The 22,999-nt window shown below is 45.8% G+C and carries 26 protein-coding genes; 1 reads left to right on the forward strand and 25 read right to left on the reverse strand.

Annotation, left to right across the window (positions count from 1 at the left end; translation table 11 throughout):
• Positions 1-52: 52 nt before the first annotated feature.
• From dinG to NST25_RS20825, 13 genes are all read right to left on the reverse strand, one after another.
• On the reverse strand, positions 53-2,914 hold the full coding sequence (gene dinG, locus NST25_RS20765) for an ATP-dependent DNA helicase DinG (protein ID WP_076127545.1): 2,862 nt from the start codon (positions 2,912-2,914) through the stop codon (positions 53-55).
• Positions 2,915-3,040: 126 nt separating this feature from the next.
• Complete coding sequence (locus NST25_RS20770; protein ID WP_076278335.1) at positions 3,041-3,682, reverse strand: hypothetical protein; 642 nt, start codon at positions 3,680-3,682, stop codon at positions 3,041-3,043.
• A 111-nt stretch (positions 3,683-3,793) separates the two neighbouring features.
• The gene (gene panD / locus NST25_RS20775) at positions 3,794-4,177 is read right to left on the reverse strand and encodes an aspartate 1-decarboxylase (RefSeq protein WP_036676288.1); all 384 of its coding nucleotides are present in this window, start codon (positions 4,175-4,177) and stop codon (positions 3,794-3,796) included.
• The gene (panC, locus tag NST25_RS20780; protein ID WP_076141304.1) at positions 4,170-5,060 is read right to left on the reverse strand and encodes a pantoate--beta-alanine ligase; all 891 of its coding nucleotides are present in this window, start codon (positions 5,058-5,060) and stop codon (positions 4,170-4,172) included. The genes panD and panC overlap by 8 nt, the downstream gene beginning before the upstream one ends.
• Positions 5,061-5,927 (reverse strand): 3-methyl-2-oxobutanoate hydroxymethyltransferase, encoded by an 867-nt coding sequence (gene panB, locus NST25_RS20785; protein ID WP_076127540.1) that lies wholly within the window; start codon positions 5,925-5,927, stop codon positions 5,061-5,063. It lies immediately after the preceding gene.
• 336 nt (positions 5,928-6,263) lie between these two features.
• Positions 6,264-7,064, reverse strand: a complete 801-nt coding sequence (locus NST25_RS20790) for a biotin--[acetyl-CoA-carboxylase] ligase (RefSeq protein WP_340392399.1) — start codon at positions 7,062-7,064, stop codon at positions 6,264-6,266.
• A complete protein-coding gene (locus NST25_RS20795) occupies positions 7,054-8,415 on the reverse strand; it encodes a CCA tRNA nucleotidyltransferase (RefSeq protein WP_340392400.1) in 1,362 nt (453 codons plus the stop codon). Before NST25_RS20795 ends, NST25_RS20790 begins: the two co-directional genes overlap by 11 nt.
• A 10-nt stretch (positions 8,416-8,425) precedes the next feature.
• A complete protein-coding gene (gene bshA, locus NST25_RS20800; protein WP_036676278.1) occupies positions 8,426-9,586 on the reverse strand; it encodes an N-acetyl-alpha-D-glucosaminyl L-malate synthase BshA in 1,161 nt (386 codons plus the stop codon).
• Positions 9,587-9,822: 236 nt separating this feature from the next.
• Positions 9,823-10,515: a bacillithiol biosynthesis deacetylase BshB1 gene (gene bshB1, locus NST25_RS20805; RefSeq protein WP_340392401.1), complete on the reverse strand. Its 693-nt coding sequence runs from the start codon at positions 10,513-10,515 to the stop codon at positions 9,823-9,825.
• Positions 10,512-10,934, reverse strand: a complete 423-nt coding sequence (mgsA, locus tag NST25_RS20810) for a methylglyoxal synthase (protein ID WP_036676275.1) — start codon at positions 10,932-10,934, stop codon at positions 10,512-10,514. Before mgsA ends, bshB1 begins: the two co-directional genes overlap by 4 nt.
• A gap of 15 nt (positions 10,935-10,949) precedes the next feature.
• Positions 10,950-11,753 carry a 4-hydroxy-tetrahydrodipicolinate reductase gene (gene dapB / locus NST25_RS20815; RefSeq protein WP_036676273.1) on the reverse strand — a complete coding sequence of 268 codons (804 nt, stop codon included), beginning with the start codon at positions 11,751-11,753 and terminating at the stop codon, positions 10,950-10,952.
• Between the two features lie 34 nt (positions 11,754-11,787).
• The gene (locus tag NST25_RS20820) at positions 11,788-12,309 is read right to left on the reverse strand and encodes a tetratricopeptide repeat protein (RefSeq protein WP_036676272.1); all 522 of its coding nucleotides are present in this window, start codon (positions 12,307-12,309) and stop codon (positions 11,788-11,790) included.
• A 59-nt stretch (positions 12,310-12,368) separates the two neighbouring features.
• Positions 12,369-12,698: a nucleotide pyrophosphohydrolase gene (locus NST25_RS20825; protein WP_036676271.1), complete on the reverse strand. Its 330-nt coding sequence runs from the start codon at positions 12,696-12,698 to the stop codon at positions 12,369-12,371.
• A 167-nt stretch (positions 12,699-12,865) separates the two neighbouring features.
• On the opposite strand from NST25_RS20825, the gene NST25_RS20830 reads away from it, so the two are divergent.
• Positions 12,866-13,735 (forward strand): YitT family protein, encoded by an 870-nt coding sequence (locus NST25_RS20830; protein WP_076127532.1) that lies wholly within the window; start codon positions 12,866-12,868, stop codon positions 13,733-13,735.
• A 60-nt stretch (positions 13,736-13,795) separates the two neighbouring features.
• Here NST25_RS20830 and NST25_RS20835 read toward each other — a convergent pair whose 3' ends face one another.
• The 12 genes from NST25_RS20835 to NST25_RS20890 form a co-directional block, all read right to left on the reverse strand.
• Positions 13,796-14,698, reverse strand: a complete 903-nt coding sequence (locus NST25_RS20835; RefSeq protein ID WP_340010728.1) for a sporulation protein YpjB — start codon at positions 14,696-14,698, stop codon at positions 13,796-13,798.
• 155 nt (positions 14,699-14,853) lie between these two features.
• Complete coding sequence (locus NST25_RS20840; RefSeq protein ID WP_051490910.1) at positions 14,854-15,501, reverse strand: DUF1405 domain-containing protein; 648 nt, start codon at positions 15,499-15,501, stop codon at positions 14,854-14,856.
• 91 nt (positions 15,502-15,592) lie between these two features.
• Positions 15,593-16,465: a menaquinol-cytochrome c reductase cytochrome b/c subunit gene (locus tag NST25_RS20845; protein ID WP_076134674.1), complete on the reverse strand. Its 873-nt coding sequence runs from the start codon at positions 16,463-16,465 to the stop codon at positions 15,593-15,595.
• Between the two features lie 26 nt (positions 16,466-16,491).
• On the reverse strand, positions 16,492-17,163 hold the full coding sequence (locus tag NST25_RS20850) for a cytochrome b6 (RefSeq protein WP_036676266.1): 672 nt from the start codon (positions 17,161-17,163) through the stop codon (positions 16,492-16,494).
• A gap of 5 nt (positions 17,164-17,168) precedes the next feature.
• Positions 17,169-17,723, reverse strand: a complete 555-nt coding sequence (locus NST25_RS20855; RefSeq protein WP_076127525.1) for a ubiquinol-cytochrome c reductase iron-sulfur subunit — start codon at positions 17,721-17,723, stop codon at positions 17,169-17,171.
• Positions 17,724-17,962: 239 nt separating this feature from the next.
• The gene (locus NST25_RS20860) at positions 17,963-18,382 is read right to left on the reverse strand and encodes a DUF2487 family protein (RefSeq protein ID WP_076127523.1); all 420 of its coding nucleotides are present in this window, start codon (positions 18,380-18,382) and stop codon (positions 17,963-17,965) included.
• A 184-nt stretch (positions 18,383-18,566) separates the two neighbouring features.
• Complete coding sequence (locus NST25_RS20865; RefSeq protein ID WP_036676261.1) at positions 18,567-18,746, reverse strand: IDEAL domain-containing protein; 180 nt, start codon at positions 18,744-18,746, stop codon at positions 18,567-18,569.
• 244 nt (positions 18,747-18,990) lie between these two features.
• Positions 18,991-20,076: a hypothetical protein gene (locus tag NST25_RS20870; RefSeq protein WP_076101463.1), complete on the reverse strand. Its 1,086-nt coding sequence runs from the start codon at positions 20,074-20,076 to the stop codon at positions 18,991-18,993.
• Positions 20,077-20,165: 89 nt separating this feature from the next.
• Positions 20,166-20,753 (reverse strand): histidine phosphatase family protein, encoded by a 588-nt coding sequence (locus NST25_RS20875; protein ID WP_076127520.1) that lies wholly within the window; start codon positions 20,751-20,753, stop codon positions 20,166-20,168.
• Positions 20,754-20,931: 178 nt separating this feature from the next.
• Positions 20,932-21,378, reverse strand: coding sequence for a hypothetical protein (locus tag NST25_RS20880; RefSeq protein ID WP_051490909.1), 447 nt, complete (start codon positions 21,376-21,378; stop codon positions 20,932-20,934).
• Positions 21,379-21,530: 152 nt separating this feature from the next.
• Complete coding sequence (locus NST25_RS20885; protein ID WP_036676255.1) at positions 21,531-22,118, reverse strand: sigma-70 family RNA polymerase sigma factor; 588 nt, start codon at positions 22,116-22,118, stop codon at positions 21,531-21,533.
• Positions 22,119-22,671: 553 nt separating this feature from the next.
• Complete coding sequence (locus NST25_RS20890) at positions 22,672-22,848, reverse strand: hypothetical protein (protein ID WP_339187829.1); 177 nt, start codon at positions 22,846-22,848, stop codon at positions 22,672-22,674.
• Between the last annotated feature and the right edge of the window lie 151 nt (positions 22,849-22,999).

Consider the following 22,999-nt stretch of genomic DNA (forward strand, 5'->3'; position numbering starts at 1 on the left):
TGTAACACACCGCCCTTAAGGATAAGGAGGAGCTAAACTGAAGACGAGCGTTTTAAGAAGCGCCGCCATCCTCTAGCCATTCCGCTATGCGTGGGACCATTTGATCAGTAAGCATATGCTCCATTTTGGGACCAGGCAATGAATAAAGGAAATACTTCCCGTAATGAGATTCAATAACCCTTGTATCATAAACAATAACTATTCCGCGATCCTGCGCCGTGCGAACCAGTCTTCCGAATCCCTGCTTAAAACGAATAACCGCTTGAGGAACAGATAATTTCATGAACGGATTCTTCTTCTGGGCCTGTAATAACTCCGACTTTGCTTCCGCCAACGGGTGATTCGGCGGTTGAAATGGAAGTCTCACGATGGCCAGGCAAGTCAGTGCTTCACCTGGAATATCTACACCTTCCCAGAAGCTGCTCGTCCCCAGCAATACGGATGCTGCACTGTCCTGAAAGCGGCGGATCAGCTTGCTCCGGCTGCCACCTTCTACGCCTTGACCAAGCACCGTAATCTCTTGTGAGGCTAAAGCCTCTTTAAGCGGATCATATACCTGACGCAGCATTTTATAAGAAGTAAACAGAACCAGCATCCGCCCACGTGTTGTTTTAGCAGCTTCCGATAATGACTGTACGAGTGTATCGACAAATCGAGCATCGCCCACACTGCCCTTCACACTAGGAAAATCACGCGGTATAACTAACAGTGCCTGCTCGCGATACTTAAAGGGAGAAGGAAGAAGTGAGGTCATTAGACGTCCTTCTTCCGCAGCTTCGTTAAGTCCGAGATTATCAATCATAAATTGAAAAGACTTATCTACAGACAGCGTCGCCGAGGTAAGCACGATGCTTTTTTTCTTATCGAAGAACAACTCTTTAAGCTGGCTGCTAACATCCACAGGGACGGCATACATCTGCAGTGATTTGCTGCGGTAATTTCCATTTGCCTCCAGCCAATATACTACATTATCGTCATTCAGCCCCATAAAGAATCTTACTTGCTCACGGATGGAAGCCAAATCCTTAAATAAACCGCTAATATCAGTAACAAGACTGTCTGCTGAGGATTGGCTTTCCTGGTCGCGCATCTCGTTAAGCATTTTATCACCCTTACGGATGATGTCGCTTAACGTCAGATTCATAGTGTTCTCTAGTGCAACCAATTCATCCCAATCCTTCGGCTTACGGGCGGGAATCAACCGCATAACCAGTTGTCCCGCTTCCCCTGCCCCTGCATCACTGCGTTCCGGCAAAAGGCTGAACAGCTTGTCGCTGAGTGCATCCCAGGTTTCTTTGACGGTAAGCAGATCCGGGTAGATCCGATCGATGACTCCGCTCCATTCTGAAGCCTCTTCACTGCCTGACGACTGTAATATTTGACGAAGAGCAGGAAGCTGTCCGTTTCGGCTATCTTTATACAGCCGCGATAATGTGTGTGCCACAGTGAAATGCTTCATATGCATGCCAAGATGTTTACCAGCCACATCTTCTAAATGATGTGCTTCATCAATGACAAGATGCTCGTAAGCCGGAAGCAGCTGGTGCCCAGCCTTAACATCTGCGAATAGCTTGGAGTGGTTCGTAATAACCACGTCAGCAATCCCAGCTTCATGCTTGGCCCTATGATAATAACATTTGCGGAACCAAGGACAAGAACGGCCCAGACAGGAATCGGTATCGCTTGCCACCGTCTCCCAGAAATCACCGCCCCGGCCGCTTAAATTCAGCTCTTCATCATCCCCTGATTCACTTTGAGTGAGCCATACAATCATCTGAGCGGCAGTAAGCGCATCTTCCCTTGGGCTTATAAAGTCCTTTTTATTAATTTTATGCTCAAACTTACGCAGACACAAATAATGCCCTCTTCCCTTAAAAATAGCAGCTTTAAACGGAAAAGGAACTACCTGCGTTAACAAAGGGATATCCCGCTCGCGCAATTGGTCCTGCAGATTAATGGTATGAGTGCTGACCATGACTTTTTCATTGGTGCGAACGCTTTGATAAATGGCAGGCAACAAATAACCGAGCGATTTACCGGTTCCTGTGCCCGCTTCGATCAGTAGGTGTTTGTCTTCGGCAAGTGCCGTCATCACCTCATTGATCATAATATCCTGAGCTTCCCGGCTTTCATACTGCGGTAATGTGTCTTTAAGTCGTTTGGTTACTTCGTCCATATAATCAGTAAAAGATAAATTCGCTAGTGGATTCTCAGCATGCTCATCTCTAGGTGGCGCTAACTCCGTCCAATCTCCTACTGCAAGCGCTAATTGACGATAGAAAGTCAGATCACCTTCGGGCTGTAGCGTTTCCGCTTCCCGCTCTCGCAGCAGACCATCAAAGTACCAGCCCAGATCACTATCCTCTTCGGTAAACAGCTCACAGAGTCTCTGGATCGTAAGCAGCGGCAGCTCGTAGAGCTCCTCCAGACATTTCAGCAGCACTAAAGCAGTCGCAAGTGCATCACTATCTGCCTGGTGCGGACGATCATGTGTCACTCCAAAATGAGCACTGACAGAGCCTAGTTGATAAGATGTGAGCGAAGGAAAGCAAATTTTCAGAAAATCAATCGTATCCAAAATCCGCCCTTGAAATGGCAAATAACCACAACGATCTAAAGCATTTTGTAAAAAATGGAAGTCGAAAGCGACATTATGCCCTACAAGCACAACATCATCCAAGAGCGGAACAAGCTCCATCATCATCTCATCCAGCTCAGGCGCATCCTTAACATCATCATCGGTAATCCCCGTCAGACCTGTTATAAAAGGAGGAATCGGCGTTCCGGGCTTGACATAGGAACCATATACCCGGGAGATGGACCGGTCTTCTTCTATAATTGCAAGGCCAACCTGGATAATTTCACCCACGGATTGGGTTCCTGTTGTTTCAAAATCAAGCACGGCAAATTTCATTATAATTCTATTCCCTTTCAATTGAGACTCTTAATCAGCATAACAGAAGTTGCGAAAAAAGGCGATGCACACCACTGGTTCAGGGGATGCATCGCTTGAATGGAAATTTCCAAAACCGTTATTCTTTTACAAAAGGGAAACCAGCTGATTTCCAAAATGCAGCTTCCCTCCACGACGGCGGCATACCTCTAAGTTAACGTTTGGTTCCGGAAGCGCAGGGTCATGCTGCAAAGCAAGATCAAATAATTCCTGCGCTTCATTGAAACGTTCCTGTGAGGCTCGTATGCAGCCTAAAGCATTATAAACCATGGCTTTCAGCTTGGTTTCCCGTATCAAGCCCAGCATATGGTTCAGATGACCCCAAGCGGCCTCACCGTCACCTTCCTGCAGATAAGAGATGGCTAAATATAATCGAGCAGCCAAGCTATCCGGGTATTGCGCAATAACTTCTTTAAACTGATCAATACACTTTCCATACATCAGCAGCTTATAATACCCCTGACCTCTTACAAAGGAATCCATACATAGCTCTGGTGCTTCCTGTTCCGGCACTTCCTCTTCGACCACTGCTGTAAAATCCGCACTTTCGCGAAAGGAACTAAGCTTCTCAGCAAAAGCGAGCCATTCATCCATCACTTTGTCGCTCAGTCTATGCAGCATATTATAATTGCATAAAAGCTCGTTCCGGCGGGCACCCTCCGCTGTAGGGTAATCTGTTACGATCTCCTGAAGCACCTTGTTCATTTCAGCAAACAAATGTTGAAACATGGGCGATCCCCCCTTACTGAAGATGAAATCAGTTCAGCTTGCCTGACTTCATTTTCTGCGAGATCGGGGTCTTTCATCCCTGCCATTCATTACATGGCGTAAGTCCTTACATTAAGCGATTGTAGCATGCAATTCATGATCAGCCAGCTTCACTGGTTTGTTATTCTCATCCACGAATACCACCGTTGGCTTATGTGACTCCAGTTCTTCCGAGGACAACATCGCATAGGAAATGATAATTACTGTATCGCCCGGCTGAACAAGACGAGCTGCGGCACCATTAAGACAGATCACTCCGCTTCCGCGCGGTCCAGGGATTACATAGGTTTCCAGTCGCGAACCATTGTTGTTATCCACAATTTGAACTTTTTCATTCTCAAGAATGTCCGCGGCTTCCATCAAGCTCTCATCAATGGTAATACTGCCTACATAGTTCAAATTCGCTTCCGTTACTGTTGCGCGGTGAATTTTGGATTTCATCATATGTCTAAACAAGTGCAGCAACCTCCTTTGGAATAAATACATTATTATCAATCAAGCGTGTTCTGCCAAACTTCACGGCGAGCGCTATTATAATTTCCCCATCCACTTCTGATAAAAGAGCTTCATCCTCTAATCCTTCAAGATCAGGGAATGTTAAGATCTCCGCATAATCAATCACCGCTAGAGGAGAGCTGGAAATAACCGATGTCAACAATTCCCGCACTTCAGCAACGGTTGTTACTTTTCCTTCTTCAATAGACTGACGTGCTTCACGTAAGGAACGAGATAACACCAATGCCTGACTACGCTCCTCTGGAGACAAGAATACGTTACGTGAGCTGAGTGCAAGTCCATCCCCTTCACGAACGATCGGACAAGGAATAATTTCGACATTCATATTAAGATCGGACACCATTCGGCGAAGCACAGCAACTTGTTGAGCATCCTTCAGCCCAAAGAAAGCATAATCCGGCTGTACGATATTGAAGAATTTATTAACCACTGTGGTTACACCATCAAAATGCCCAGGGCGGGAAGCCCCACAAAGACGGGTAGTAAGCTCCGATACCGAGACCGTAGTCCGAGTAGGCTGCGGATACATTTCTTCCACACTGGGGATAAATACAATATCTACTCCCTCACGTTCAGCGAGTTCCAAATCACGACGCTCGTCACGCGGATAGGAATCATAATCCTCGTTTGGCCCGAATTGCAAAGGATTCACAAAAATGCTCATTACCACTGTGTTGCTCATTTCTCCAGCCCGGCGAAGCAGACTGGCATGTCCGTCATGCAAGTATCCCATCGTAGGAACGAACCCAATCGGGGCGTGCCCGCCTTGTCTCATATACTCCAAAGCTTCGCGCAGCTGCTCCATGCTTCTGACGACTCTCATTTATTTCCCTTCCTTTCTTGCAGCGCCATATAAAGATTCCAAAACCGTTTCATCTGCATTAAAAACGTGACTTTCATCTGGGAAGGAACGTTCCTTCACTTCCTTCACATATTGGCTGATGCCCTCACGGATTACATTACCCACATCCGCATAGGTTTTGACAAAACGTTTCTCACGGTAAGGTGAGGCATACCGCAGCAAATCATGGAAAACCAATACCTGTCCATCACAGTAACGGCCTGCACCGATCCCAATGGTTGGGATGCTAAGCGCTTCAGAGATCGCTTGGGCTACTTCTTCCGTTACCAGCTCCAGAACGATTGCAAAAGCACCTGCGGCCTCAAGCGCCTTAGCTTCATCCATCAGGCGTTGCGCATCTTTGGCATCTTTGCCTTGAATCCGGTAGCCACCAATCATATTCACGGATTGCGGAGTAAGCCCGATATGTCCCAGTACAGGGACTCCCGCAGCTACCACCGTAGCTACAGTCTCACAAATCTCGAGTCCACCTTCCATTTTGACGGCATGAGCCCGCCCTTCCTGCATTAATCTGCGCACTCCCCGCAGAGTTTCATCTACACTTCCGTGATAAGTCATAAATGGCATATCCGCCACGATAAAGGTGCTTTGTGCTCCTCGAGTTACCGAGCGGGTATGGTACACCATATCTTCAATCGTTACCGGTAAAGTTGTATCGTATCCAAGGACTACATTCCCAAGAGAGTCACCAACCAAAATAAGGTCGATACCTGCTTCTTCTGCAAGAACTGCAGACGGATAATCATAAGCGGTCAGCATGCTCAGTGGCACACCTTCTGCTTTCATTTTTTTCATTTTTACAATATTTAGCGCTTGTTTGTTTGCCATTTCTCTTTTCGTCCTCCTTTTTTAAGTAACCTGCCCGTAAAAATCGCAACAAAAAAACCTTTTAGCAATCATTTGCTAAAAAGGTCCGAAGGGCAAAAAAGAGTCACTTGCGATCGTCCCTTCTGTCTCGGTCCTTACGGCTCAGAGCAGAATCCAACGTAACCGTCAAACGCAGTTATGAAGGTATTTCCAATAATAAAAATATAAAAAAGTTCTTCAGTTCAAGAGTACAGTTCGTTAAACGATACCGCCTCCGACCCATAGTATAACAAAAAAAGCTCGGAATTACACGAAAAAAATATGACAAGGGATGATACCCTTGTCATATAAAAAATATTATAAAAGTTCAATTTCACCTGAGCATACGTTAGAGATCTCTCCTAAGCTGTTTTTAAGCAGCAGACCACCTATTTCATCCAAACCTACTACCACACCTTCGGAACGCCCCTGAGGGCTATTCAGTGCGATCTGGCGGCCCAAAGTCACTGACATGGACTCCCATAGTTCTTTGATGGGTTTAAAACCTTGCTTCATGTACAAATCGTAATGCATCTCCAGCTCGTCCAAAACTGCTTTTACCAGCTCAGAACGGTCAACTGGAGCACCCCCCCGCTCAATCCGAAGTGAAGTCGCGACCTCCTGCAGATGATCAGGATAATCTTCCTCTGTCATGTTCGCGGAAATGCCAATTCCAGCAATGCAATAATGAAGCTCCCCTTCTCTTAGAGAAGATTCCAGTAAAATCCCACAAATCTTACGACCGCCTGCGAGCAGATCATTCGGCCATTTGATGCCGGCATCTACACCTGTTACCCGTCGAATTGCCTTACAGACGGCAACCCCAGCCAGCAATGTCAGCTGCGGAGTCTCCGACAAGGGTAATTGGGGCCGTAACACAATACTCATCCAAATGCCCTTGCCACGGGGAGAAAACCACTTTCTTCCCATTCGGCCTCGGGCGCCCGTCTGTTCTTCCGCGATGACAGTTGTCCCTTCCGGCGCGCCGTTTTCCGCTAAAAACTTAGCTTCTTCTTGAGTGGACACCACAGATTCCAGCAACTGAATGTCGCCTACCCAATTCGAAGCGGAGGTCTCTCGCTTCAGCTCAGTTAGCGACAGCGCTTTATCATCGCTCATGTCCATCCATCCTTTTTGCTTCAAGCAGTAATAATTGTTTATCGTTAGGTAAATCACCTGAAGCGACCGCTTGCAGGAGTCCATTTAACATTTTGCCTAGCCATGGTCCCGGACGTTTGTCCAAAGCCCCCACCAGCTCATTGCCTGTAATCTCAAGCTCTGAAAGGCTGGTTAGCGGCATTTGAGCGATCCATTCTCTTGCCGCTTGTACATTTACAGCGGCAGGTGTTGTTGAGGCCTCTGTCGATTCCACGACGGAAAAGGCAGAAGAGGCCGCCAGTGAAACCACAGCGGGAAGCGAAGGTGCGGCGGCTGGCAGGATCGCCAGCAGCGAGAGCCACCCTTCGGCGGCTTCCACGCCAAAGGCCAGCACGGCGGCGATCCATTGCCGCCGCAGACCTTCCATGCCGCCCGTACCGGGCGGCATGGCCTCTATCGCAGCGGTCCAAGCTTCGCGGACCCGCAGCACCTGGACGACGCCGCTCCGTGTCGTCCCCGAGAACGTCCATGCCCGCAGCAGCACATCGGCCTCTTGGGCCGATTGCTTCAGGGCATGGAGGAGAAGCGCCCACCGCAGGCGGGCGCTCTCCAGTTCCCCGATCCCGGCCGTTGAGGCAGCGGCAGCCGCCATATCGGTTCCGGTCCAGGGGAACGGGGCTTTGCCGCGCGCCAGCAGCTCGCAGCGCGCTAGCATGCCGAGGCCGCGCAGAGGATGCGGCCCCTCGACGATGCGGTCCAGCTCCGCGCGGACACGCTCCACAGCAATATGCGCCAGCTTATCCCGCTGGCGCATCAGGCCCCTCCACGTGTTCTTCGCGATGGAGAAATCCAGCACCGATGCAAAACGAATGCAGCGAAGCATACGAAGTGCATCTTCGTCAAACCGCTCCTCCGCATCGCCTACACAGCGAATCACCTGCAGCTGTAGATCCTTCTCACCCTCAAAAGGATCAATAAGTTCCCCATTTAATCCACAGCAAATCGCGTTGATCGTGAAATCACGACGACGAAGATCCTCCTTCACATCGTTGACGAAAAAAACATGCTCAGGACGACGGTGGTCTACATAACCACTCTCTGTCCGGTATGTCGTCACTTCAAACCCACAACCATCCTGTATCACGGTGACCGTACCATGAGCTAATCCTGTTGGCACACTGCGCGCAAAGATAGCTATCACTTCCTCTGGCAGTGCTGAGGTTGTAATATCCATATCATGCACTGGCCTACCCAATAGCTCATCGCGAATACATCCTCCAACCCAATAAGCCTCGTGACCATTTTGGGTTAACTCGGAAATTACAATCTCCGCTGCAATTGCCATCGCAGAAGGTGCCATTGTCCATTCCATATATGACTCCTTACCCCCGAACTGGGTCCAGTCCAAGTACCTTGCGCCCCAGCACCCGGTAATAAATATCTTCATATTGTTTCGTTATCGAATCCTTACAGAAATCTTTGCAGGCTGTTTGTAAACAAGCTTCTCTGAACTGTTGCACCATACGTTCATCCGACAGGAGCTTAACTGCATATTTAGCCATAGCCGTTGTATCGCCAATCGGTGCAAGGAATCCAGTCTTTCCATGCTCTATAAGCTCAGGGATGCCTCCGGTTTGCGAGCCAATCGTCGGTACGCCGCAAGCCATTGCTTCCAGAGCAACCAGACCAAAGCTTTCCTTCTCGGAAGGTAGCAGAAGCAGATCAGCTAAAGAGATCACCTGAGCGATTTCATCCTGCCTTCCCAGAAAACGAACTTTATCTTCCAGACCCATTTCGCTAATTTTGGCTTGAATTTTGGGAAGATCCGGACCTTCACCTACAAGCAGCAGGCGTGAAGGCAGTTCACGATTCACTTTTGCAAAAACGTCAACAACATCGCTGACTCTTTTTACAGGACGGAAATTACTGATATGCATCAGAATCTTCTCATCAGGCGCTGCGAAATCTCCCCGCAGATCCGTTACATCACGCGGATAATAGACCCGATGATCCACGAAGTTATAAGTGAGATCAATGTCGCGGGTAATATCGAGTACGTCCCGTGTTTCTCTAATAAGATCCTGAGAGACCGCTGTAACGGCATCACTTTCATTAATCCCCAGACGAATCAAATCTTTAAGCGATTCATCCTGACCAAGCACCGTTATATCCGTACCATGCAAAGTGGTTACAACCTTCATATCGTTCCCAAGCATTTGCTTTGCAAGGAAAGCACACACTGCGTGTGGCACTGCATAGTGAACATGGAGAAGATCCAGATTTTGCATTTTGGCAACCTGAGCCATCTTCGTAGCAAGCGCTAGATCGTACGGAGGATAGCGGAATACATAATAATCGTTTACTTCTACCTCATGGTAAAAAATATTTTTCTGAAACGTTCCCAACCGGAACGGGATACTATGTGTAATAAAATGAACTTCATGACCCTTCTCGGCCAAGAGTTTACCTAATTCAGTCGCAACTACGCCTGAACCGCCAAGAGACGGATAACAGGTAATTCCTATTTTTAGCATACGATCCATCTTCCTGTCTCCTTCTTCTCCAGTATTGATTCGTGTAATGAATCATCTATTGTTTGTCGGCCGCTTTCAAAAAAGCGAAGCGAACACCGTTTCTTTCAAAATCACACAGGACTTCATTTCTCTAAGCTGTTCAAAAAAAGCTCTCAGGAGCGCAATGGCGTATTCATTCCAAGCGCTCCTGGATCAATCATAATCAGCTTATTATATTATCATACAAACTTCGTTATATCCGTTCCTTAAGTAAACAATTCCACCGTATGAGGTACCTTGGTTGCAAACCCTTCTGCATAAGGAATCAGCCTGCGCTGGCCAAGCAGCATATCTCTCGAACGGACTCGTTCAATGTAGCCTTCCGTTAACGGTGTGGATACAGCATCCTCACCCGGAGGTTTGGTGAACTGCGAGCGATAGCAGGACAACGCCTGCTCCTTCAAGCCATATTGCTCAGTAACATCAACAATAAGATCGGTACGTCCTAAATCATTGATAAAATAGAAGTACAGCTGTGAAGCAGGAATTGCCGGCTTGTCCGGCATATATTTACGTAGCTTGGCATTAAAAACAGCCTCTTCCACCAGCTTGCTACAGGCGATATGATCGGGATGACGATCCTCCCAATAAGGAGCAAAAACTATCGTAGGAGAAAAGCGGCGAATTTCAGCAGTCACAGCCGCCACATGCTCTGCTGTAATAAAAAGCCCTCTATCTGGCAGACCCAGGTTTGTCCGCACGGATGCTCCGAGAAGGTCTGCAGCTTGCTGCGCTTCTTGCTTGCGAAGTTCTACTGTACCGTTCGATGACATTTCCGCGGCTGTTAAATCGCAAAGTCCCACCTTAAGTCCCGCAGCGGTATGTTTCGCAATGGTTCCTGCCATACCAATCTCCGCATCATCTGCATGCGCACCAAATACAAGAATGTCCAGCTTCATTCATCAACACCCGGTTTGTATTTGTGAACCAGTGCACGCCAAGCAAAATCACCACGATCAATCGCCTTCACAAGAACCTCCGCTGTGGCAATATTCGTAGCTACCGGTATCCCGTATACGTCACACAGACGAAGCAGAGCTGAAATATCAGGTTCATGTGGCTGCGCCATTAATGGATCCCGCATGAAAATAATAAGATCCAGTTCATCCTGTGCTACCATGGCACCGATTTGCTGATCTCCACCTAATGGACCAGACATGTAACGATGAATTTTTAAGTTAGTTACATCCATAATCCGTTGGCCAGTAGTCCCTGTAGAAAATAGTTCATGACCTTCAAATACATGTTCATAAGCTAATACAAAATTTACGATTTCATCTTTTTTACGATCGTGGGCAATAAATGCGATCTTTAACATGGTGTTCTCTCCTGTCTATTCTATAAAGTGCTCGAATCCATAGATCAAGCCTGTATATCCCATTACCTTTTCAATACCCATCTTAACGCCTGGCATATATCCTGCACGCTCATAAGAATCATGGCGAATCTTCAAGGATTGTCCGAATCCACCAAAAATCACTTCTTCTTGAGCAAACACACCAGGAAGACGGACACTATGTATCCGGAATCCGTTATAGTAACCACCACGGGCACCTTCAATGGTTTCTTCCTCTTTAGGATTACCTTGACGAAGTTCCTCACGAACTTCCGAAATCATCTCTGCGGTTTTGACCGCAGTTCCGGATGGAGCATCCAGTTTCTGGTCACCATGATACTCTATAATTTCCAGATGCGGGAAGTACTTTGAAGCTTGTGCCGCAAATTTCATCAATAGAATAGCTCCAATGGAGAAATTCGGAGCAATAAGTCCGCCAATCCCCTGTTCTTGACACTGCTTGTCCAGTTCCACCATCTGCTCCGGTGTGAATCCGGTTGTACCGATAACCGGACGCACTCCGTACTTAATAGCTAGCGCTGTATTCGTATACGCTGACTGCGGTGTAGTGAAATCGACAAGGACATCTCCGTTGCTTCCCGCGAGGGCGGCCTCAAGATCAGAAGTTACAATAACGCCTGAGTCTTCCAGACCTACCAGACGCCCTGCATCAATATCGCCCGAAGAACGATCTACTGCTGCTGCTAACTCCAGCTCTTCGTCCTGCAATACAAGTTTAACAACCTCTTTACCCATTCTTCCGCCTGCGCCGGATACAACGACCCTGATCTTGTTATTCATATTTTTTCCATCCTCGCTCTCACTAGTTATATAGTTATTGCATATACGATTGTATGGATTTCTGAAGGTCTCTCATCAATTCCCGCAAGCCAGAATCATCCGGATGTAACGAAATCACTTCTTTTAAGGCAGTCATAGCTTGTAAATGTTCATTCACTCGGCTATGCGCGATAGCAAGCCATACATAAGCATCCCCATATAATGGATCAAGGGTAATAGCCTCTTTGAGCAGTGTAATCGGATGATAAGGGTTGCGAGTTTTGTTATCTTCATCTTCTATCAACCGTTTGGCTTCTTGTACATGCATCATAGCCTGCAAATGCTGCAGATGCAGACTATACTCAGGTTTGCTGGTGTCCAGCTTTACAGCAGCCTGAGCATGAACTAAAGCTTTATCTAGCATACCACTGCGGGCATACGTTATGGAACAACGATATCTAACCTCGGCATCAGCAGGGCTTGCTGCAATTGCAGACTCGAAGCAAACAATAGCTTCGGCAAAGTCACTGCGCAATATCGAGCGGTAGGCCTCTCTTACATAATCCTTATGATCCATATACACACCATCCTCACGGCTAAATCCCGTTCGTTTGGTACAGCATATGTTATAGAGGCCTAATCGGTGTCTTTCGGCGTCCAACGTCCCGCATCACGGGTATTAAATTTATGCATTACCTTATTATGCGCTTCCGTCAGGTCTATCCCGAGAGAATTTGCAAAACAAACGGTAATAAACAGAATATCTCCCAGTTCAAGTTCAATGGAATTCTCAGCTTCATCAGACTTCTTAGGCTTCTCGCCGAACTCATGATTGACCTCTCTAGCCAGTTCTCCGACTTCCTCGGACATGCGGGCCAGCATAGAGAGTGGACTGAAGTACCCTTCCTTAAACTGCGATATATAAGCGTCTACTTCACGCTGTATGTCACCAAGACTTTTGTCCATAAAATGTAACTTCTCCCCCTCTGTATATCTTGCCTTCTGTTTGCCCCTATGTTATCGTAAAGACGTTTTGAAGACAATCTTTTTTGAATATTTTAACACACGCAAGAAAAGGTATACTTATTATAGGAAAAGAAAAACTGCCTACAAAAGGCCTAACGAGGGATTTCATGAATTCAAAAAAGGTAATTACAATCAGCAAGACAGTCGCTCCCATCTTGCTCGGAGCCGCAGTATATGCCTTCGGGCTACTGTATTTCATCATTCCTAATCAGTTGATGGAAGGCGGCGTAACCGGGATCACACTTCTCCTTAATTATGCCTTTAGTATTCCCATCTTTTTATCCACACTGCTGATCAATCTTCCTTTGTTTCTGCTAGGCTGGAAAGTTCTAGGCGGGCGGCAAATTGTGTATACAGGTGTAGGGATTGGGGCATTGACCTTTTTCCTGTGGGTTTTCGAACGAATGATTACTGCGGGATGGATTATCCCCTTCAGTACCGAACACGACTTTATTCTTGCGGCACTGTATGCAGGAGTAACGCTTGGAACGGGGCTTGGGCTTGTATTCCGTTTTGGGGGTACAACAGGTGGTGTAGATATTGTCGCAAGAATTCTGGGACGGAATTTTGGTTGGAGCATGGGGCAGATTATTTTGGCCATCGACATTATTATTATTGGCTCTTCCATCCTCTACATTCCTAAAGAAAAAATACTTTACACACTCGTCGCAGTTTTTATCTCATCACGAGTTATAGATTTTATCCAAGAAGGCGCCTATGCTGCCAAGGCATTTACAATTATCAGTGATGAAGCACCACAAATTGCCGATCTGATTACAGCCGAAATGGACCGTGGTGTAACCCTCATCCCTGCCATTGGTGCTTATTCCAAGCAAGCCAAATATATGGTGTACTGTGTAGTCTCAAGGCAAGAAATCCGCCGGCTAAGTCTGCTGGTCAAATCCGTTGATCCACGCGCCTTCGTAATTATTAGTGATGTACACGACGTACATGGAGAAGGCTTTCGAGAAACCTAAATAAAAAGGAGTGTAGGCCATTTCAAGCCCACACTCCTTTTTGCTGTTTATAATTTCATCCTACGGAATCGGCTTCCAATTCTGATTCTGACCACGATACTTGCGATAGGCTACATAGGCTAACGCAGCTATAATGAAGCTTGCGGCTAACCCTCCCCAAATCCCAAATTCTTGCGATGCCAGCGGCAAGGACAAAGCAGGTTCATCCTTCTCTTTTCCGAACATTACTCTTACCGCATCCTGACCATAAGATACAATTTCAAGCAGGCGGGCACGTTCAACCTTTTGTGAGGACGAAGGAATGCCGGCCGCATATGAGAGCCAGGAATCAAAAGCATTCACAACTTCAGGCTGGCGGGAGACAATCACTGCCGGCCGGATGTTATCATACCTGCCCTGCAGTCTTTCCAGAGCTGTTTTCCAGCCCGCCATATCATTCGCAACCGCACTTTGCTCCATCGCATTTAGATCCTCACGAATCAGCTTGTAGTACTGAAGCCAAATAGGCTGGCGCGGATGATTAAGACTGTTGGCAGCTAGACGTAGCTTGGCGGCTGCCGCTTCCCATTGCTGTGGATTTATTTTCGCTCCTGCCACGGTAGCCTTCAGGTCCATAATGACCCCTGACAATGCATTAATACCCTCCACAGAGGTCATTCCTTCAAAGGATGAGGACACAAAGATCTTGGAGATCGCTTCGGTCTCCTGTCGGACCTTCATTACATCTCCTTCCAAAACATTCCCATACAATGCCTCAGCAGCTTGTTCCAGCTGCTGCGCTCCAGTCTTTCCGCTCATTACTGCCAAACCGTTGCCCGAACTAACGTCGGCGCTTTGCTTCGAAGCTTTGCCAGACCCTTCACCAGCATCCCCTAGCGCTGCTGAAGCCTTTACAACATCCATACTGGACAGCAGCCAGCAGAATACTAGAACAACCACTACATAATATCTCCCGCGGAGCATGAGACATCCCCCTCCTACTTAAGAAGAAACGACGTTGTCGTCTTTTAAAGACGATATTCGTTTCTCGTAAAATTATAAGGATAAAGCATAGTATAAAACTTATACTTCTTATAATTCTAAATGTATGGCAGGGGGACAAGGGATAGAACTGCTTACTAACGTCTATTCTTGAACTGATAGATTGACTCTACCGGTCTTTGTCTTCTACTAAACAACCAAGCAGCTGCAACACTAAGCAGCGTAAGCGCCATTGTAAAGTACTGTACCTGTATAACATAATCGTTCAAAACAGAAGGTAACCACGGATAGATTCCGTAAGAATAATCCAGCATATCGTTGGCGAGTGTCCAAAGCAGGGCTAATGGAATCATTTTGCGGAAAGAAAAAAACCTTGCATAAATCAATGCTTCAACTGCCATCCCCGTATGGGAGATTACCAGCATCCAATCTTTCCAAACCAAAACATCACCGTGATAACCCCCGGCAAAAATAATACTCACTGCCCATATCCCGTACTTCACTGACGTAACGACCGCCAAAGCCTCAATAAGTTCCCTTACATTGTTTCCTGTGTAGCTTTTTGGAGGGAAGAGCATCAGCAACAGAGCCAAGGTAAAAAACAAACTTGCGGTTGGACTATCCGGAACAAATGGAAGCAGCCAGTGTGGATAATTAGCCGCAGTGAACTCCAGTTGATTGCCATACCATATGTAACCATAAATTGTACCCAGGAAATTTACGATAAATAACAACCAAATAATTCCCCGGTTCTTAAACAGTTTGTTAAACCAATGAACTGGCATACAGATTATTAACCTCCCCAAGTAATGGCACTTTGCATTTAGACATACAAAAACCTGACCGCATGCACGATCAGGTTGCGTTATCATTATTTTACTGTTCGCTTTTTTGTTTGGCAAGCCAGCCGGCCAAGGTATCAATATCCGCTTCTGATAGACCTGCTCCCAAGGCGGTATCGTACATTTTCGGCATCTGCCCTTGACCCTCTTTTATAATAGTAAGGATTGCTTCTTTGTCATGAGTGTCTCCAACTCCACGAAGTGAAGGTCCGCCCGCCCCTTTCAAATCCGCTGCGTGACAGGAGATACAAGTGGCTTGCTTGAAGAGCCCCATAGCAGGATCATCCTTGTCCACAATCGCTACTTCTTTTGGCTTAACGGCACTGGAGGTCGGAAGACCCTTAGCCCTGTTCTCCGCCGCCTTTTCTTCCCTTTGAACATCTTCAGGAATCTGACCCGTTTCAGCCATTTCATGTTTGTATTCAGTCCAGGCTGTATTGGTCAAATAAACAATTGCTGCAAGTGACAAGAACATTAAAGATGAAGCAATCGGCCTACGGTAAAAGCGACGCTCTCTACCCGTATCCAGAAAAGGAGCCAACAGAAGTGAACCAAAAGCTACACCAGTAACTCCTAGTGTACCCAGAACGATATAATCGCCCGAAGCATATGGGAGCTTCAAATACTGATAGAGGAACAAGAAATACCAGTCAGGAATCGGGATAACCGTAGCACTAGCATTTGCTGGAAACCCTAGCGGAGCTGGCTCTGAAATAGTAAGGACTAATATTCCTACAAGTACAACGACTCCGACCATCCATTCCTTCAGTAGAAAGTTAGGGATAAAGGCTTCCGATTTGCCGGGGTAAGCCGTGTAGTCCGGAGGTGTGATAAATCCGTTCCCTCTGCGAACTCTGGAATCACCGACATATACAACCTTTTCCTTAGAATTGTTTCCATGCGCCATCCGTATTCCTCCTCTCTCAGATTAACTTACAACGGTCCGGAAATCCCTTGTCTGCGGATCATAATAAAGTGTCCTACGAGCAGACTAAGAAGCACCGCTGGGAGGAAGAATACATGTAATGCGAAAAAACGAGTTAAGGTTTCGGCACCAACAATCGTTCCACCTTGCATCAGTTCCTTCAGCACCGGCCCCATCACTGGAACAGAATTGGCTATTTCAAGAGTTACCTTTGTTGCGAAATAAGCTTTATTATCCCAAGGCAACAAGTAACCTGTTAAACCAAGTCCCAACATTACGAAGAAAATCAGCATTCCAACTACCCAGTTCATCTCGCGCGGCGCTTTGTAAGAGCCTGTAAAGAAGACGCGCATTGTATGAAGGAACATCATAACAATTACTAGACTTGCGCCCCAGTGATGCATCCCGCGGACAATCTGTCCAAATGCAACACTTGTCTGCAAATACTCAACACTAGCATAAGCATTAATAATGTCCGGAACATAATACATCGTTAAGAACATACCTGATAAAATCTGAATGACTGTAATAAAAAAGGTCAGTCCGCCAAAGCAATACACGAACGCAGAGAAATGATGGGCCGGATTAACATGCTCAGGAACCTCGTGATCGGCCACGTCTCTCCAAATCGGCGTAACATCCAGACGTTCGTCAATCCAGTTATAGACATTTTTAAACATCAGAACTACGCCTCCTCACGAGCTACTGTATTTGGCACAATGTCTCCCAAAAGCACCCACCCGTTATCGAATTTCGTTTTATACTGGTCAAGCGGCTTAGGAGCAACTTCGAGATTTTTGCCAAGCTTTGTATAACGTGCACCGTGGCAAGGGCAGTGATATTCGTCCGGATGAGCTTTATCGTTGTTCCACCCGACCGTACATCCCAAATGTTTACAAATCGGTGAAAGCGCATAAATATCACCCTTCGCGTCTTTCCGGATCCACGCAGTGAGTGTCGCTGTACTGTCGTACCATCCGTCCTTCTGTTTCAATTCAAAAGTAAATTCCTGGGGCTCTTCGGTGATTTTGCTTATCTCAGCAACCTTGATAAAATCTCCAGCACCCTTCTTATGTAATATCGGATCCACGACAAAACGGACCATGGGGAGAATTGTACCCGCCCCCATAAAAGCAGTGGCGCCACCAAGCGTGTAGGTCAAAAATTGCCTGCGCGACATCTCTTTACGGCTGGGTGGTTGTTCAGGCCATGTCTCCTGTTGTTCATTATGGCTGCTCATACTGTTATATAACCCCCTTCTCAAGATATAAGAAAGTATCTGTGGTGTCCGATCAGAGATGTCTCAATATAAATAATCCGTTTTCAAATCTTTTCAATGAAATACATCACATACCATTTGGATTCAACCTAATAATAGCTTAGGCTCCAAAACCCGTCAAGAATATTGTCTAATTTGTGACAGGCTAAAAAGCGGTTTCAACCTATAATTGTTGATTTTCTGTCACATTTATAAGGAGTTCATCCCCGCCACATGTCTTGAATTTTCATACTAATTTCACTGTTATTCCTCCCTTCTTGAGAAGCCTCAATGATAGGCAGAGAGAGAACTAAATCGCTTTCATAGATTTGGCTTTCTTGGAGAGGAACATCCGCTGTCAACACCACTACATGCTGGAAACCACTGGATTTGACTTTTTGGCAAATCTCATTAATTAAATTCACATAGCCCTCTCCAGCGTACTGAATGGCTGGGTAAGTCACGATCCGCCCTTTGAACGGTATTTCCACCATATCCATGAAATTACGTAATCTTTCGAGTGCCTGAACGGTCTCAGGAGGACTCTCAAGTCCACTTAATCCTGTAAAAGGTATGAGACATGTATCATAGAATTTTTGATTTTCTTCCCAAGTGTCCACTTCAAAATCGCTGAATTTCATTCCCATTCATCTCCCTATGTATAATTGTTAATTTTTCCGTACTTTCGCAAAGCTTCCTGAAGTTATAGAACCCATTATATTGAAGGAGGAGGAGGAACGTCCAGATTTAGATTTTATATTTTCGTTCGATTAAGCAAATTGAGTAGATTATAAGCAAAAAAAGAAATGCGCTAAGCGCATTTCTTTATGCCAAACTTTTAAGTTCCTCAGTAAGATTTCGGAAAGCCATCTCATCTCCGGTAGCCAGCGCCGTGTCAATCTCACGGTGCAAGATGTCGGAGCGACGCTTTCGCAGCGCTTCATCCCACACCATTTCTGCCGCAAGTCCTAGCATCACTTCATACGTAGCCTTCATTTTGTCCATTCGATACACCTCCGCTGTTTAAGAGATCCTTTTTTCTTGTTATTTGATATTTTGATATCCATCAAGATGATTATGTTTTCGGTTTCAAGAGAATCGGCACCTACTAAAGCATATTCATCAATCCTGTCTTCGTTCTACATATTCGCCCATTCCGCTCAACACTTCCTCTATTGTACCCATCAGCAACAATAACGGATTCCTACTTCTGCATATGTAATCCCCATAAGCATTCGCACGCGCACCTCTACCGAAGATACTTAGGCACGGCTGTCTCTATCCCCCATGGTGTCATCATCACAGCGAGTCCACCAGAAGTCTCGCCCAGTTTAAGCATGCCTAGGTGCACCATCATCCGTATTATACGTTGCTCTAGAATAGAAGCAGCACTGTCATAATAAAACGGTTTAATTAGCCACCCCACACCATCCACTAAAGAAGGTACTGTCACCCAATTGCCGGCGCTGATGCTTATCCAATACACAAGTGAAGGTAGATTTGGCACAGCCCCTTTATATAGTCTTAACCAAAAAGAGAATATCTGCATCAACGAATCACATTTTCCATCGTTTAACACAGCCTCACCGGTCGCAGTAAGCCTTAGCCGGAAGCCTTCCTCAGAGATCCAACGGCGGTGACGAATATAGTCATACAAAAGCGCAAATCTTGGAGGATAATGCTCACAAGCTCTCCCATAACCAAACCTCCAACCGCCTTTGCTAAGAAGCTCCTCCGGAATATGAAGCGCGTTCATCACACCTTGCTGATAACGCCTATACATTGCCCCTTCCTGATTCAGTTCTGGCTCATTGTCCTTAATATATCTCAGCAGCATTACCAGATCACTGATCATTAATTCTCCTTCACTGCGATACATCACAGGTTCAGGGCTAGTTGCGATGCTCTCTTTGATATGTGCACTCATCGTCTCCCGAAAACGCTCTTTTAAATCTTTGGGTACCTGGTACAAATATCTGGTCTGCTGCGAGGAACCACTAAAGAGCCAGCCTCCACTTTTGAAGCGTGAGACCATCTCCCGGAAACCTCCAGTTTTTCCTTCAGGTGCATCAAAAGATGCTTGCCTTGCCACAGCCAATAAATCCTCAAGACTAAAGTAGGTGCGTTCATCAAAAAGCAATGTATTCAAAAACCGTAAATCCTCCGGAGCGCATTCCCGGATATGAGACTCCATAAAACTTCTGCTTCCAAGCATAATCAAAATACTTTGGATCAAGTCGTGTTTGGAATTCTGTTTGCATTCACACCGGTAGCGGCCCGCTATGGCGGTCAGCTGTCCAATATCTGCATAAGTAAGCATATCCGCCAGATTCATGTTTTATCGCCTCACCGTTTTACTACCATTATGGGGAATACTGCCTATTTTATTCCCTTTATTGCAAAAAAAATAACCCGAAGCCCGGGTTAATGCTGATTTTGCAGGATATGGCGAGTACAATTATATAAAATAGGGTTCCATTCCCGCTCTTTCTTCTCCAGAATCGTCAAGGATAGATTGCCAATTCGTTCAGAATACTTATCCTTGTAAAGAGCAGTATACAGCTGAGCAAGAAATCCTCCATGGGATATGACGAGTATATTCCGATTGGGATGCAATGCAGAAATATCTTCCATAAAAGCAAGAGCCCGAGCCTGAAGCTGTTCGTCGGTTTCTTGACCGAGGGAGAGCTGGCTCCATTCCTTACCCCACTTCTCTTCACGTTCTGCGGCAGTAAGCCCCTCTACCTGCCCATAAGCACGTTCCCGGATACGCTGATCAGGTTCTAATAGCGGAATCCCTAACTTGTCAGCAATAATCTTACCGGTCTCAGCAGCGCGGGAAAGATTACTAGTAACGCAGCAGTCCCAGCTGTACGGTTCCTGTAATAAGCGGTCAGCAAGCATTGCAGCTTGCATCCGTCCTTCATCATTAAGTGGAATATCACTTTGTCCCTGTATTTTCCCTATCGCGTTCCAGTCCGTCAATCCATGGCGTATCAAGCCGATTAGCATGTTGCCTCCCCCTTTTCAGCAAAGTATTTGTCTCTTAATGTAACATGGATGAAATAAAAAGTCTTCTTTTTATGAGTTTTACAATGCAAAAAGCCCCTCATTACATTAAGTAAAGGGACTCATTCAATGTTCTGAATATTATAAACAACGGAAGCAAAGACATACGTCTAATAACCCTCTATGATCGGCGATAACGATTCAGCCTAGTTAATGAAAATACTGCAAAGCCTACACCTAACATTGATAACATCATCCAGTATTGAGGATGAGTGGGTCCCATACTTACTACAAGGGGTTCAATGATCCCACCTTCAGAGCCCAAAATTGGATACGTTGATTGCCATTCCATCGAGGATCCAGCGACACCTGTCTCCACAATTCCACTCTGAGCAACAACTGCATCACCTGGAGTTCTGAACATCGTAAAATAAAGAACGCTGGACAGAAATATTGCCAGAAAGCATGCGATCCATAAGCTAAGCCGATGGCGAACAATAGCAGAGGTCCCAGCAGATTTCCCGTCACCGGGCATCAACCATGGACTCTCTAAATAAATCCGCTCCATGACCTTAACATTTATGGCTTCAGCACGCTCTTCACTGATCTCTTCCCTCAAATCTTGCATAAGCAGGCTGCTCTCTTGCCATAGAGCCCATTCTGCAGCGCAGTAAGGACAAGTTTCAATATGTCTTTCAAGTAAAATCCGCCTAGGATGTGTGGGGGGAGCGTCCCACAAGAGCGGAATACATTCTTGCGCTTCCCTGCAATTCATTCGCCTTACACCCTCTCAACCTGCTCTTCAACTTCAGGCTCATTGAAATAGGATTCGAGTTGAAGCTTCACACTACTCCTGGCACGAAACAATAATGATTTCACTGAGCTTACACTCTGATCTAAAATTTCTGCGATTTCTTGATAGTCCATTTGATCATATTCACGTAGGATAAGTGCAGAGCGTTGTTTTTCGGGAAGATTATTTATCGCCTCACGGACCAAATTCATCCGTTCATTGCGCAATGCAGCCTGCTCGGGTGCAACTTCAAACGGTGCTACTGGTGTATATCCACTCTCTTCCAGAGATACATTACCGGCACGGTTCTTGCGAAGCTCACTTAGAACAGTGTTGCGGGCGATAGTGTACAGCCATGTTGAGAATGAAGCATCTACCTCTCGAAAGGAATGCAAGCTACGAAATGCCTTGTAGAAGGTCTCCGAACAAAGGTCCTCTGCGATAAGCTCCATATGTGAATTTCTAAGCATATGATATACAAATGCTAGTATTTTACGTTGATAACGACGCATTAATTCTGAATATAATTCCGTGTTTCCTTGTTTGATTTGCTGGATCAACTGGGAATCCGTCATGGTGAGATTGGCCCTCCTCGCCCTTGCACGTCTTTTCCCATCCGGTCCGTACTTATTATACCGGTTTGGGCTTTAAAAGTTGCGGTGTTACTGCAAATTTTTAGTTTTTTTATGAAATACACCTATGTATATTCAACTACCCGATAATTAAGGCATGATGTATATGAAGAAGACAAAAAGAAATAAGGCATACTTCTAATTTTACATAAATATAGAAACGAATCTAGAAACATACCTGCTCTATTGTACCACATATTCTCATAGGATGACATTAATAGACTTTAGATAGGTCGACTCGCCAGCAAGACCCGACATTGGATTTCTGACTTAGAATCCGGCTTTAAAAATAACACATTTATCAATTTTTAAAAACTGTTGACAAAATGTAAACGTATACATATAATAAAAGTACAGTATGGTTTCTCTCCACTCCTATCCAATACTTAACGGTTCCAATTTATTGTGAACTGTAGCCGCTTACTTTGTAAGCGGTCTTTTTTTGTCCTGAAAGCGCTCTACCTTTTTTTAGATGATCTATATTAGATTATTTTTACTATAGCGAGCGAATTAGCTTCCACAAATCCCCACAATCATCTATTACCCCGTCTACGTCCACTTGAAGAGATATCTGCTCATTACGTTTCCCAATGGCTTGCAGCCCTGCGTTACGGCTCGCTTGTACGTCATTCATTGGATGATCACCTACAAATATAGACTCCTCTGCGCTCACCCCATTGGTATCCCTCCTTTTGCAAAAATAAAGGATTAAACCGGGGACGGTGATAAACCTACGGGTCGTTACATAGACGTCAGATTTTGTTTAGCTGCGTGTGTAATCCACCCTCTAATCCTAATCGTATGGAAAAGAGTCAGGATAAACA

The sequence above is a fragment of the Paenibacillus sp. FSL E2-0190 genome (assembly GCF_037992965.1).
In the GTDB taxonomy this organism is placed as follows: domain Bacteria; phylum Bacillota; class Bacilli; order Paenibacillales; family Paenibacillaceae; genus Paenibacillus_AQ; species Paenibacillus_AQ odorifer.